This window comes from Streptococcus iniae, from assembly GCF_030732225.1.
Classification (GTDB): Bacteria; Bacillota; Bacilli; order Lactobacillales; family Streptococcaceae; genus Streptococcus; species Streptococcus iniae.
The window spans coordinates 1,971,737-1,985,914 of sequence record NZ_CP132230.1 but is presented as its reverse complement, the minus strand read 5'-3'; the positions used below and the strand labels follow the sequence as shown (position 1 = coordinate 1,985,914).

The 14,178-nt window shown below is 36.3% G+C and carries 13 protein-coding genes; 9 read left to right on the top strand and 4 right to left on the bottom strand.

From position 1 onward, the window contains the following. Positions 1–4: 4 nt before the first annotated feature. The 4 genes from Q9317_RS09730 to Q9317_RS09715 all read left to right on the top strand — a co-directional run bounded on the left by Q9317_RS09730 (position 5) and on the right by Q9317_RS09715 (position 4,844). Entirely contained in the window at positions 5–454 is a 450-nt protein-coding gene (locus Q9317_RS09730) for a MarR family winged helix-turn-helix transcriptional regulator (RefSeq protein WP_003100233.1), read from the top strand. Further along, positions 447–2,156: an ABC transporter ATP-binding protein gene (locus tag Q9317_RS09725; protein WP_003100231.1), complete on the top strand. Its 1,710-nt coding sequence runs from the start codon at positions 447–449 to the stop codon at positions 2,154–2,156. The genes Q9317_RS09730 and Q9317_RS09725 overlap by 8 nt, the downstream gene beginning before the upstream one ends. Beyond that, positions 2,156–3,940, top strand: a complete 1,785-nt coding sequence (locus Q9317_RS09720; RefSeq protein ID WP_003100229.1) for an ABC transporter ATP-binding protein — start codon at positions 2,156–2,158, stop codon at positions 3,938–3,940. The genes Q9317_RS09725 and Q9317_RS09720 overlap by 1 nt, the downstream gene beginning before the upstream one ends. Positions 3,941–4,076: 136 nt before the next feature. Next, a complete protein-coding gene (locus Q9317_RS09715) occupies positions 4,077–4,844 on the top strand; it encodes an epoxyqueuosine reductase QueH (protein WP_003100227.1) in 768 nt (255 codons plus the stop codon). Positions 4,845–5,059: 215 nt separating this feature from the next. Here Q9317_RS09715 and Q9317_RS09710 read toward each other — a convergent pair whose 3' ends face one another. The 4 genes from Q9317_RS09710 to Q9317_RS09695 form a co-directional block, all read right to left on the bottom strand. Beyond that, positions 5,060–5,860, bottom strand: coding sequence for a hypothetical protein (locus Q9317_RS09710; RefSeq protein ID WP_003100225.1), 801 nt, complete (start codon positions 5,858–5,860; stop codon positions 5,060–5,062). A 277-nt stretch (positions 5,861–6,137) separates the two neighbouring features. Then, entirely contained in the window at positions 6,138–6,929 is a 792-nt protein-coding gene (locus Q9317_RS09705) for a formate/nitrite transporter family protein (RefSeq protein WP_003100223.1), read from the bottom strand. Between the two features lie 74 nt (positions 6,930–7,003). Then, positions 7,004–8,230 (bottom strand): NAD(P)H-dependent oxidoreductase, encoded by a 1,227-nt coding sequence (locus tag Q9317_RS09700; protein ID WP_003100221.1) that lies wholly within the window; start codon positions 8,228–8,230, stop codon positions 7,004–7,006. An 18-nt stretch (positions 8,231–8,248) separates the two neighbouring features. After that, a complete protein-coding gene (locus tag Q9317_RS09695; protein WP_003100220.1) occupies positions 8,249–8,851 on the bottom strand; it encodes an NADPH-dependent FMN reductase in 603 nt (200 codons plus the stop codon). Between the two features lie 188 nt (positions 8,852–9,039). Between Q9317_RS09695 and Q9317_RS09690 the strand changes: the two genes are divergently transcribed. The 5 genes from Q9317_RS09690 (at position 9,040) to Q9317_RS09670 (ending at position 14,079) form a co-directional block, all read left to right on the top strand. After that, entirely contained in the window at positions 9,040–9,399 is a 360-nt protein-coding gene (locus Q9317_RS09690; RefSeq protein ID WP_003100218.1) for a YbaN family protein, read from the top strand. Positions 9,400–9,409: 10 nt separating this feature from the next. Then, positions 9,410–10,165, top strand: coding sequence for a MurR/RpiR family transcriptional regulator (locus tag Q9317_RS09685; RefSeq protein ID WP_003100216.1), 756 nt, complete (start codon positions 9,410–9,412; stop codon positions 10,163–10,165). Continuing rightward, positions 10,162–10,875 carry a MurR/RpiR family transcriptional regulator gene (locus tag Q9317_RS09680; protein WP_003100214.1) on the top strand — a complete coding sequence of 238 codons (714 nt, stop codon included), beginning with the start codon at positions 10,162–10,164 and terminating at the stop codon, positions 10,873–10,875. The genes Q9317_RS09685 and Q9317_RS09680 overlap by 4 nt, the downstream gene beginning before the upstream one ends. Before the next feature lie 126 nt (positions 10,876–11,001). Continuing rightward, a complete protein-coding gene (locus Q9317_RS09675; RefSeq protein WP_003100212.1) occupies positions 11,002–12,663 on the top strand; it encodes a glycoside hydrolase family 13 protein in 1,662 nt (553 codons plus the stop codon). Continuing rightward, positions 12,664–14,079, top strand: a complete 1,416-nt coding sequence (locus Q9317_RS09670) for a PTS transporter subunit EIIC (protein ID WP_003100211.1) — start codon at positions 12,664–12,666, stop codon at positions 14,077–14,079. It abuts the gene before it with no gap. Positions 14,080–14,178: the final 99 nt, after the last annotated feature.

Sequence of the window (14,178 nt, the reverse complement as noted above, 5' to 3'; positions counted from 1 at the left end):
ATTCATGTCACGGCTATTTGCTGAACTACGGGAATTGACACATCAAATTGAACACATTTGCGAAGAAACTGCTAGAAAGTATGATATTACCCATTTGGCAGGGCCTCAAGGCCATGTTTTGGTGTTTTTAGAGAGAAATCAGGAAAAAGAAATCTTTGTTAAAGACATTGAAAAAGAATTGCAAATTTCAAAATCAGTTAGTAGTAATCTTGTCAAACGAATGGAAAAAAACGGTTTTATTGAAGTGGTTCCATCTAAAACAGATAAACGCTACAAACAAATTGTCCTATCAGCAGAAGGCAAGTCAAAAATTCCAGTGTTACAGGAATGCCGCATGGACATTGAACATTATTTCTTAAAAGGTATTTCTAAAGAAGACATGAAGACTGTGGGGAAAGTCATCATGCAACTCAGGAAAAATATGAAACAGTATAAAGGAGATAAGAATGCTTAAAGAAGCTATTCTAAAGTATAAATGGTATGCCTTAGGATCTATGCTAATGATTATTGCAGTTGTGGCAAGTGCCCTTTTGCAGCCGCATTATTTGCAAGATATTTTAAAAGCAGTCATTGAAAACGACAAGGGAAAAATCAAAGAAGTTGGGATTCTACTCTTAATCATTGCAGGGATTGGATTGCTTTCAGGAACAATTAATACGATTTTGTCAGCTAAGATTGCTCAAGGAGTATCTGCGGACTTACGCGAACAAACTTTTCGTAAAATTCAAAGTTTTTCATATGCGAATGTAGAAGCTTTTAATGCGGGTAACTTGGTTGTTCGTATGACAAATGATGTCAATCAGATTCAAAACCTTGTCATGATGCTCTTCCAAGTGTTATTGCGACTACCAATCCTTTTTGTAGGGGCTTTTTTCATGGCTGTACAAACCTTACCTAAATTGTGGTGGGTTATTGTTTTGATGGTTGTTTTAATTGCAATGATTATGGCCTTAGTTATGAGCCAAATGGGACCACGTTTTGGAAAATTTCAAGCCTTAATGGATACCATTAATCGGATTGCTAAAGAAAATCTTCGTGGTGTGCGTGTGGTCAAATCTTTTGTTCAAGAACGTGAACAATACGCAAAATTTAAAGAGACCTCAAATGAACTTTTAGGCCTTAACATGTTTATTGGGTATGGCTTTTCAATGATGCAACCAGCTTTGATGTTGGTGTCTTACATGGCTATTTATGTTTCAATCTTACTGGTTTCTGGAATGGTGAAAACAGATCCGATGGTTGTGGGAAGTATTGCTTCTTTTATGACTTATATGATGCAAATCATGTTTTCTATCATCATGGTTGGTTTTATGGGAATGCAAGCAAGTCGTGCTTTTGTTTCTTTGAAACGTTTGAAAGAAGTGCTAGATACAGAGCCTGCCATGACATTTGATAACACAAGCGATGACGACATTTCAGGAGATATTGTGTTTGAACATGTTAGTTTTACTTATCCAAATGACACAGAAGCAACGTTGAAAGACATTTCATTTTCTGTTTCATCTGGTCAGATGGTTGGTGTAGTTGGTGCAACAGGTGCTGGGAAATCCACACTTGCACAGTTAATTCCACGATTATTTGACCCACAAGAAGGTCGTATATTGATTGGTGGTAAGGACCTTAAAAGTTTAAGTAAAAATACTCTTAAAGAAAATATTTCAATTGTCTTGCAAAAAGCCATCCTATTTTCTGGAACGATTGCAGATAATTTACGTCAAGGAAATTACAAGGCTGATTTTGCCACCATGGAAAAAGCAGCAGGTATTGCACAGGCCCGTGAATTTATTGATCGCATGGACAATGGTTATGACAGTCAAGTTGAAGAACGTGGCAATAACTTTTCTGGTGGTCAAAAACAAAGAATGTCTATTGCGCGTGGGGTTATTTCCAATCCCAAAATTTTGGTTCTTGATGATTCCACATCTGCCTTAGATGCTAAATCTGAAAAACTTGTTCAAGAGGCTTTAAACAAAGACCTTAAAGAGACAACAACAGTGATTATTGCTCAGAAAATTTCATCAGTTGTTAAAGCTGATACCATTTTAGTATTGGATGATGGTCGTCTGATTGGTCAAGGGACGCATGCAGAGTTAGTTGCATCAAATGATGTTTACCGTGAAATTTATGAAACGCAAAAAGGAAAGGAGGAAGAATAATGAAAACAGCACGTTTTTTCTGGTTTTATTTTAAACGTTACAAATTATCATTTGTAATGATTGCTTTTGCTATTATTCTTGCGACTTACTTACAAGTTAAAGCGCCAGTATTTTTAGGAGAATCCTTAACAGAACTTGGTAAAATTGGGCAAAGTTTTTATAAAGCTAAAATGATGGGACAATCGGGGTTTAAACCAGATACGACCGCCTTTATGGCAATTATGCATAAACTCTTGTTAGCCTATATTTTTACAGCTTTAGCAAATCTTGTTTACAGTCTGTTATTCACAAGAATTGTTGCTCATTCCACAAATAGAATGCGCAAAGGTTTGTTTGGGAAATTAGAGCGTTTGACCGTATCATTCTTTGACAGCCATAAAGATGGTGCGATTTTATCTCGTTTTACCAGTGACCTTGATAACATTCAGAACTCTCTCAATCAGTCTTTGGTTCAGGTTGTTACCAATATTGCCCTTTATATTGGGTTGGTTTGGATGATGTTTAGACAAGATACCCGTCTAGCTCTTCTAACAGTAGCTACTACTCCCCTAGCCTTGATTTTCCTTGTTATTATTATTCGTTTGTCACGCAAATACACTAATATTCAACAAAAAGAAGTGTCAGCCCTTAATGCTTACATGGATGAGAAAATTTCGGGGCAAAAAGCGATTATTGTTCAAGGTGTTCAAGAAGAGACCATCAATGGCTTTTTAGAGCATAATGAAAAAGTTCGCCAAGCCACCTTCAAAGGACGTTTATTTGCAGGTCTCTTATTCCCAGTTATGAATGGAATGAGTCTGTTGAATACCGCCATTGTTATCTTTGTCGGCTCAAGCATCGTGCTTAATGATAAGTCTATTTCAATGGCTGCAGGTCTTGGTTTAGTTGTTATGTTTGTGCAATATTCTCAACAATATTACCAACCAATCATGCAAGTTGCAGCTTCATGGGGAGAATTACAACTGGCTTTCACAGGGGCAGGTCGCATTCAAGAAATGTTCGATGAAAAAGAAGAAGTTCGGCCAGAAAATGGTACTATCTTTACAGAACTAAAAGAAGGTGTGGCTATTAACCATGTGGATTTTGGTTATTTCCCAGGTCAAAAAGTATTGTCTGATGTGACCATTTCAGCTCCCAAAGGGAAAATGGTTGCTGTTGTAGGTCCGACTGGTTCTGGTAAGACAACAATCATGAACTTAATCAATCGCTTTTACGATGTCGATGGTGGCTCAATCACCTTTGATGGTATTGATATTAGAGATTATGATCTTGATAGTCTTCGTAAAAATGTGGGGATTGTTCTTCAGGAGTCAGTGTTATTCTCAGGGACAATTGCTGATAATATTCGATTTGGTGATGCTTCCATTAGTCAAGAAATGGTTGAGGTGGCTGCAAAAGCGACTCATATTCATGACTTTATCATGTCCTTGCCAGATGGCTATGACACCAAAGTTTCAGATGATGAAAATAGTTTCTCAACAGGTCAAAAGCAGTTGATTTCAATTGCAAGAACCCTTTTGACAGATCCTCAGGTCTTGATTTTGGATGAGGCAACGTCAAATGTTGATACTGTTACTGAAAGTAAGATTCAAAAAGCAATGGAAGCTGTCGTTGCTGGTAGAACAAGTTTTGTCATTGCTCACCGCCTTAAAACCATACTTAATGCTGATGAAATCATTGTGCTGAAAGATGGTCTTGTTATTGAGCAAGGTGATCATCATGAATTGCTTCGCCAAAAAGGCTTCTATTCAGAGCTTTATCATAATCAGTTTGTCTTTGAATAATCTCAACACAATACAAAAAAGTCTTTGGAGCACATTTTCCAAAGGCTTTTTAGTGTCTTATTAGCTCATAAATTGTTAAAAGTTGAAGATGTGATTATGGTATAATAAAGACATTCTGTTAAGAAAGTGATGAACTATGATTGATTTACAAGAGATTCTCAGTCGAATGAATCCTAACCAAAATATAAATTATGATCGTGTCATGCAGCAGATGACCAAAGTTTGGGCCAAAGAGCTTGTGCGACCAAAAATATTGATGCATGTCTGTTGTGCACCTTGTTCAACTTATACGTTAGAGTATTTAACGCAATATGCTGATATCACAGTTTACTTTGCCAATTCAAATATTCACCCTAAAGACGAATACCATCGCAGAGCTTACGTTACTCAGAAATTTGTCGCTGATTTTAATGCCAAGACAGGGAATAATGTGTGTTTTTTAGAAGCAGATTATGTGCCTAATGAATTTATTAAAACAGTCAGAGGGTTAGAAAAAGAACCAGAAGGAGGAGACAGGTGTCGTGTTTGTTTTGATTACCGGCTTGATAAAACGGCACAAAAAGCAGTAGAACTTGGCTTTGACTATTTTGCCAGTGCATTAACCATTAGCCCCCATAAAAATTCGCAAACCATTAACGCAGTGGGAATTGATGTGCAAAACGTTTACACAACAAAATACCTACCCAGTGATTTTAAAAAGAATAATGGTTATCGTAGATCGGTTGAAATGTGTGAAGAATATGATGTTTACCGTCAGTGTTACTGTGGTTGTGTCTATGCAGCTAAGGCTCAAGCAATCGATTTAGTTCAAGTCAAAAAAGATGCCAAAGCCTTCATGCAAGATAAAAACAGTGCCAATGATTTTCCACAAATTCGATTTACCTATCAAGGAAAAGATATCTAAACAGCAAGATTGTTAAGTTTAATACCTGTCATAATATAAAAAGCACCCCAATCGTTAGAGTTTTGCTATGTCCCCTTTTTACTGGACTAATCCAGTGAAAGGGGGACATAGCAAAACTCTAACGATTGGGGTGTCGTTTAATTTCTCAATATTTTTGATAATAACATTCTATGTTATCTACTTTGAGTTGACTTAGTATTTTTAAATTTAAGGTTTCAGATCAAATCACAATCATTTTCAATAATTTTATTAATATAACTTTCATTATAGACCATATCATGGTTTTCAAATTCACCATTTAGATTTTGGTATAAAGTTTTTGCCAAGCGATTCCCCATCGGTTTAAATGTCAGATAAGTCATTCCTCCAGAAATTGCACCACCAATAATTGGTACTGATTTTGTTAAAACATTTTGTACAGTTTTTTTTGTAAATTTAGCTCCAATAGTAGTAGCTATTTTTTTTACAAGAGGATACCAGGTTGTTTTAGTTAAAGCTTTTTGAGCGACTTTCTTACCAACATTTTCCCCCATAGTTTTTGAAAAATTAATTAATAAAGTGCTAGCACCACTTGCACCAAACATTACTCCCAAATAAGAAACAATTTTTATTTTAACTTCTTCTGGCAGATGATTTGTATCACCATTGAATAAATCGTCTTCTCCGAAAAGATAGGCTATTTTTTGTGACATATTTAAAGCATAACCGAAAAATTGAACAATATCTGCACCTGCTGACACTGGGGCAGTTAGGGGATTAGATGGTAAACCAGCCATAAAAGAAAGACTAGAGGTTTGCTTTGTCATATCAGATGATATTTTATCAGCCATCTTAAGTAAAGAATCTGCTGTAAATACAACTTGGGGTCCATATCGTAAAATATCATCTAAATGAGGGTCATTTTTAAATTGTTTTTTTAAAAACTCATCCCTATTTACCTTAACAAAGGGTAATTTACTCGCTGCATTAACAGTACTAATAAAAAAATCATAAGATTGTTCTTGAAGATTTGACATAAACTCATTCCTTTTTATTTTTATTATATAACGAAAGCGATTACATGTCTTGGTTTTTTAATAATTTATTAGTTGCAACAATTATTAGAAAGGTCTCTATGTGAATCAGAGAAAACGACCGACAGTTGAAGTGAAAAGACAGACAGACAATTGTTGTAACCTTCAGGGAAAGCCGAGTGGAAATTGATATAAGAATTACAGGAAATTAAAATCAGAGCCGCACATTAATAGCGAATCTCTGACTTTTTCTGACGGAGAAAGTTTTCAATATTTTTGATTAACTTTCTTGATGATTTGTTTTGGTTTGATTTAGCCAGGCGTAAGCAATACCAATGAAAAGTCCACCACCTAGCCAGTTACCAAAGAAAACAACTGTCCATTGTCGTAGGATGTTGACTAAAGTAAAGCCTTTAATGCCTTCTACTGGACTGAAACCTGCTAACATAAATGAAGCAAAATTTGCAATTAAATGTTCATTAATCAAGAAAACAAACATAAAGATTGCAGACAAGGCAATGAAAAACTTGGCTCCTTCGCTTTTTAAGAGCATATAGCCTAAGATAGCCATATTGACAAACATATTTGCTGTAATACCCTCAATGAAGTTCATCCAATCTGTTTTTCCAAGTTTGAGTTGAACAGCATTGATCACAAAACTTTTATCTGTTAGCTGTCCATAAGTAAAGGATTGGTTAAAAAGCCATGCTAAAATAATAGCTCCAACCAAATTAAAGAATGTACAGTATAAGAGCATTAGACTTACTTTTGACCATTTAAGTTTTTTATAATAAGCACCAGTAGTCAAGTACATCATATTTGATGTGGCCAATTCACCGTTGAAGATTAAAACGTAAATCAATCCAATCGCAAATAAAAAGGTAAAGAAGAAACGGGCTAAAGATGGGAATTGGGTACTAATAAGGTCCGCAGCTAAGATACCAACAGCTGTTGACATGGTCAGAAAAGCTCCAGCAAAGATAGAGCGTAAAGCATATCTTGCAAGACTTTCATCATAGAGAGCGACCTTTTTAGCACAGGCAGCCTCGATTTTTTCTTGAAATACAGACATAAAAACCTCATTACATGTAAAAATAGAAAAGACGGGAATGGCAAATCCCCGTCTGAAGACAAGAGTTTTTTGGCTTAATGCTCAGAAGCGCCAGAAGTCGCATCCACATCAGCTCCATGAGCAGATGTGGCATCAGAAGCACCTGAAGTTGCATCGACAGCATGGGGCATAGCTGCAGCTTTTCCGCCGGCTAAATGCTGACCTGTTTCTTTAAGGTACCAGTCCAACCAAGGCTTAAAGTTAAAGACAATTTCATTGATACCTGCATAAGAGCCGTCAGGATAATACATGGCTTGATAATTGTGTGTATTGATAACTTCAGCTGGGGAGCCAGGAACAATAGTGCGAACATATTCCTGATTACCATTACGAAGAGTACCGATTACCCACTCAACGTTTTTCATACGTGCTGGTGGGAGGGAGCCGTGTACAGTTGACATACGATTACCAACTTGAGATGGGACACGCTTAGCAAACATGGTTTCTGGATCTTGATGGGCATTATTATAATAGAGGAATTGATTATTGTCATCAGCATAGGTTAATTCAAATGGCATTGCGTTTAAGAACATGTTGATTTGATTAACTGTTAATAATCCTTGATCCAACTTAACATAAGTATCTCCTTCGACAGCATTAACAAGCTGTGATGCTTTTTCCAACCAGTCGGGATCATCAGGATCAACTTCAGTGATGCTTGTTGCAATTGGTTTACCAGCATCTAGGTCTTCAGGTAGAATAGGTTTTGGTTTTTTCAAGGATGATACAACTCCTACGTATTTAATGAAATTATCTAGGCAAGATTCTAAAAATGTTACAGTACCTTCGTTGATAATATTACCGTTGTCGTCAAAGGCTTCTTTAGCTTTACCAAGTAAAAATTCATTTCCTGGAAGTGTGTAGGCATTGACTCCTGGAGCTTCTAAAATTTTACGTAAATGGACTTGAGCTCTAGATGTTCCCTGATCATAATAGGATGCTCCAACAATCATAACAGGTTTGTTTTCTAAGGGGTGAAGGTTGTAAGATAGCCACTCTAATGTGTTTTTTAATGCCGGAGTGATGGTATGGTTATGTTCAGGTGTAGCAATAATAACACCGTCTGCACGAGTAATTTTGTTATAGAGGTATTGAATGGCAAAACAGTTTGACTGGTCTTTATCTTGATTGAACATAGGAACATCTTTAATTTCTAACAGTTCCAATTCAAATTTCAGCTTAAACTGACGTCTAATAAATTCAAGTAGGGTACGATTATATGATTGTTCAGCATTTGAGCCGACGATTCCAACAAGTTTCATAGGTTCTTCCTTTCTGGCCTAGAGGCTTTCCCAGTCAAAGTTTTCAGCTTCCTTTTTAAGAAGTGCTTGTGCGTGTGATAATTTTTCAGTGATCTTAACGAAGATTCGGAAATCATCAAAAATAGCGTCTAATTTTTGAATAGTCTCAAGATCAATGAGGTTTCCTTCGCTGTCAAAGGCTTGAAGAGAATGAGAAAGTAAAAATTCATCAGGTAGAACACTTGCTTTTAACTCAGGAGCATTAAGGATTTGGCGCAGTTGTAGTTGTGCACGCGATGAGCCAAGAGCCCCATAAGAAGCACCTGTAATCATGACAGGTTTATTAAAGAGTGGGAAAACACCATAAGATAGCCAAGCTAAGGCATTCATTAGTACTGCCGGAATGGAATGGTCGTATTCCGGAGTTCCAATGATGAGACCATCAGCGTCATCGATTTTACCTGCAATTTCCAAAACAATGTCTGGGATTTTTTTATCAGCAGGCTTATTAAACATAGGAATATCTTTGATTTCGATAAGTTCAATACTTGCTTTATCAGAGAAATGTTTCTCCATGTACTGAAGAAGTTGACGGTTGGTAGAACGGTTTGAATTGGTTCCCACAAGTCCAATAAGTTTCATATTGTTTCCTCTTTTTTCTGAAAGTTCAAGATAATTTAATCTTATAAACATATCATAACGCTTTGACCATTAGAATGCAAGGAAAAATAGGGAAAACTGTGAATTTATTCACGAGAAATGCGTCAAGCAGTACTAGAAAGCAGATACAGCATTTTTTTGTTATAATAACAAGTAATCAAAGGAGTATTATGAAAAAAATAATCTATCTTGCCCTTGGTTTGGTAAGCTTTATTTTAGGGATTATTGGGATTCTTTTACCTGTTTTACCAACAACCCCGTTTTTATTACTAGCAGCTTTTTGCTTTTCTAGAAGTTCAGATAGATTTACCAACTGGCTTAAAAACAGTCGATTATATGAGCTTTACGTTGGTGATTATCCTGAAACAAGAGTCATGTCACGCAAACGTAAGCGACATATTTTAATTCAAGTCTATGTGTTAATGGCGATTTCAATCACATTAAGTCCCATCATAATGCTTAAAATAGTCTTATTTGTTATGACTTGTGTCATGACTGCCGTATTAATACTTTTTGTGCCTGAACAATAGGAGTTTTTGAATGGATTGGGTCAAACGAACAGATAACTGTTATAAGAAGTTAACCGAACAAGATTTAGCCATTATTACTTATTTGGAAAAGCATCAGCAAGAACTAGCAGAAATGACAAGCCAAGACTTAGCCGATGCTTGTTTTGTCTCGCGCTCGAGCATTTCTCGTTTGCTAAAGAAATTAGAAATAGATAGTTTTGCAGAATTAAAGTTTCTTTTAGCTCAAAAAGAGTCTAAAGCACCTGTCAATCAGACAGATTTTAGCCGTGTTCTTAGCAGGTATCACAGGTACATTGATCAAATTTTTGAAAAACAAGATTTGCATCAATTGGTCAAACTCTTAACAACAACCAATAGACTTTATGTCTATGGAACCGGCAATGCCCAAAAAATGGAAGTTGAATCCTTGCGGCATTTGTTTACTTCGGTTGGTAAAGAAGTTATTGTTTTCTTTGATCAAGGAGAATATGATTACATCAAGGTAAATGTTACCTCTCAGGATTTAGTGCTACTCTTATCTTATAAGGGAGAGTCTAAAGAGGCGATTAATATTCTAAAGGACTTGCAGTATCATTCTGCCAAAACCATGGTAATGACCCAGTCTAGCAATAATAGCATGGCAAAATTAGCTGACTACCAACTTTATGTTCCGACGGAATCTATTAGAACGCCAACCAAGAGAACTTATGAAATTTCGACAACTTTCTACTTTATCATAGATCAGTTGTTCTACGATTATTGTTTGGCAATGGAGCAAAAAAAATGAACTTACAAGAACTTGTAGAAAGCTCAAAAGCGCAATTATCAGAAACAGAATGGTTGATTTTCCATTTTTTAAATGAAGATAAAAGCGCCTATTCCTACAACATTCAAGAAATAGCAGATAGCTGTCATGTGTCAACGACAAGTGTGTTTCGATTGTGTAAAAAATTAGGCTTAACTGGCTTTTCTGAGTTAAAAGCCGTGCTTAAATATGCTAAACAAGAGGCAACTCTTATTGTTCGCCGTGATTTTCAGGAACTCTATCATCAGGTGGTTGACTACATTGCACGTTTTGACACAGAAAAAATCCTAAAAACCCTTCGAAGGGCAGATCGTATTTATCTGCTAGCAAGGACAGATTTAGAGCTGCGACTTGCAAAGGATTTTCAACGGATTTTTTTTCCATTGGGAAAGACAGTGATCATTTTACCCAGTTATCAGGCCTTGTTAAGTCATAAGCAAGGTTTAGATCATCAGATTTTATGGGTTTTTCAGTTGGACTCCCCGGAGGATTTTCCATTAGAGTTGCAATCGCCACAGTGGATGGCATCCATTTTTCTTGTTTTAATCAGTGATTTTAAAGAGACACATATTCTGTCTGACGAGCATCTTTATATTCCTAATCTTTCTCAAAAACAATTGATTCCAACTGGGCATATCACTCCTTATAGCCTTGCTATTGAAATACTCTATTTAAAATTACAACTAACTTGAAACGATTTTACAAATAGAGTAAAATCGTTCCAAAAAAGAACCGATTTCCAAAACCTTTAGATTATCTTGTCTAAAGGTTTTTTCTAGGTTAAGATAGTTTTGTAAGCGTAAACAGGAGGAAAATGCATGACAAAGTGGTGGCAGTCAGAAATTATTTATCAGATTTACCCCAAAAGTTTTCAGGATTCCAATCATGATGGCATTGGTGACTTAAAAGGGATTATCAATAGATTAGATTATTTAGCAGACCTAGGGATTACTAGTATTTGGATTTGCCCCATTTATAAGTCTCCTATGGCTGATAATGGTTATGATATTTCAGATTATCTTGCAATTCAAGATGAATTTGGTGATATGGATGATCTAAAAGAATTAATTTTACAGGCTAAGGAAAAAAACATCAAGATTCTGCTGGATTTAGTTATCAATCACACGTCTGATGAGCATGAATGGTTTCAAGAAGCACTTTCAGACCCAACAAGTAAATACCGCGATTATTATATTTTTAAGTCATCTAAAGAAATTCCCAATAATTGGAGATCCATCTTTGGAGGGTCTGTTTGGGAAAAATTACCAAATGAAGATACCTATTACTATCATACCTTTCACAAGAAGCAACCTGATTTAAATTGGGAAAACCCTCAGATGCGTCAAGATATCTACAAAATGGTTAATAGTTGGTTGGATCTTGGGATTGCAGGTTTTAGAGTTGATGCCATAACCTTTATCAAAAAAGACCTTAGTTTTAAAAGTATTGAGCCAGATGGTGTTGATGGTCTGGCAAAATGTACAAAGGTTAGCCGAAATCAACCTGGTATTGATGTGTTTCTGAAAGAATTAAATGAGAAATGTTTCAAACCTTATCAGGCTGTTACAGTAGCTGAAGCACCAGGTGTTCCTTATGATCAATTGGAAGAATTCATTGGTCCAGATGGCTATTTTTCAATGATTTTTGACTTTAAACATGCTGATCTTGATGTTGCAAGTGGCAGTGAATGGTTTAAACCAGTGGATTGGAAGCCTTCTGATCTTTATGATTATTTAAAGGCCTCTCAACTAGCCATTCAAAAAGTAGGCTGGGGGGCACCTTTTATTGAGAATCATGACCAACCACGAGCAAGCAGCAAGTATTTAAAGGAAGATGCTGAAAATCCTGAGGCTGTTAAAGCTATGGCAATCTTATATTTCTTTTTAAGAGGAAGCTCTTTTATTTATCAAGGTCAAGAAATAGGAATGGTAAATGCACAAAGAAGTTCTATTGCAGCATTTGATGACATTTCCTCAATTGATCAATACCACCGAGGGATGCAAGAAGGGTTATCTCAAGAAGAAGCCTTGGCAGTTATCAATAAAAGAAGCCGAGATCATTCTAGAACACCGATGCAGTGGGATATGACTAAGTATGGCGGTTTTTCTGATAAGGACCCTTGGTTAGCAATGGCTGGGAATAATCCTCAGTTAACAGTGGAATACCAAGAAAAAGATAAGTCATCTATTTTAAATTTTTACAAAGAGATGATTGCTTTTTCTAAGGGGGAATGGGCGGAGCTTTTAACGTTTGGAGACATTTCTTTTCCAAAGTCAGATGATGACACCATTTTTCAATACCGTCGTCAGTATAAGGGAAAGTCCTTGCTTATCATCGTTAATTTCAGTAATCAAGAAAGAAAAACGACGATTAACAAACCCCTTACTAACATTTTATTCCATAATTTAGCAAAAGTTACATTAACTCAAAAACACATCACTTTAGAGCCTTTTGCTGCTCTCATTTTGGAGGAAAACTAAATGGCAACTGAAAAATACCAACACATTGCGCGAGCAATTATTAATGAAGTAGGAGCTGAAAATATCATCTCAGCAACCCATTGTGCAACACGCTTAAGACTAGTGGTTAAAGACCATAGCAAAATTGATAGTAAAGCAGTTGAAAAGATTGATGAAGTTAAAGGGACTTTTTACAATAGTGGGCAATATCAAATTATTTTAGGAACTGGAATTGTTAACAAGGTCTTTGCTGAAGTTGAGCAGTTAAATGTGACAACTGCGGCTAAAGCTGACCAAGACGCTTATGTCAAATCGCAAGAAAAAGGTGTTAAGGCGCTGATGCGAACACTTGGAGATATTTTTGTTCCGATTGTTCCTGTTATTGCAGCAACGGGTCTCTTTTTAGGGCTTAAAGGTGTTATTTTCAATGATCATATTTTAGGGTTAATGGGTCTCTCAACAGCTATTTTCCCAGCTTATCTCAATCAACTCGTTAGTGTGTTGACAGATACGGCTTTTGCTTTTCTTCCAGCTCTAATTACCATGTCTGCCTTTAGGGTGTTTGGCGGTACTCCGATGATTGGTTTAGTGACGGGGTTGATGCTAGTATCACCAATTCTTCCTAATGCCTATGGGGTTGCATCAGGTGATGCCAAAGCCATTATGGTTGCAGGGGTTTTACCTGTTATGGGGGCACAAGGGTCAGTAGTGACAGCTATTTTAACGGGTTTTCTTGGTGCTAAGTTAGAACGTAAATTGCGTCAGGTGATGCCAAATTCACTTGATTTAATCCTAACCCCTTTTATTACCATGCTAGTGATGATTGTTGTTGCTTTAATGGGATTTGCCCCAATTGTACATTGGTTAGAAAAAGGCTTGATTGCATTAACGCAGGGCTTAATGAATTTACCATTTGGCTTAGGTGGTTTCTTTGTTGGAGCAACATATCCTTTAGCTGTCATTACCGGCTTACATCATATGTATGTTGTGATTGAAACATCCCTACTTGCCAATACAGGCTTTAACCAATTAATTACCCTATGTGCCATGTATGGTTTTGCCAATTTAGGTGCCTGTTTGGCTTTTTACACCTCTGCTAAAAGTGACCGTGTCAAACAAACCGTTATGGGGGCATTTATGTCACAATTATTTGGTGTCAGTGAACCAGTCCTCTTTGGTTTACACCTACGCTATAACTTAAAACCACTGTATATGATGTTGATTTCATCAGGGACAGGTGCTGCCTTGCTTTCCTTGTTCCATATCCAATCAAATTCATATGGTTTGGCAGTATTACCATCTTACCTAATGTATATCTATGATACTTACCAATTGTTGACCTACTTTGTGGTTTCTCTATTAAGTATGGGACTATGTTTTACCTTAACAAAGTTGTTTGCCATCCCAGCAGAAATCCTTGTAGAAGATGATATTTAATAATCTCCTAGAAACCTCTTTTAAATAAAGGAGGTTTTTTGTCATAACTTAGCATTTTTGCTATTCTTTTACGAATACTTTATAATAGAGACATTGTAA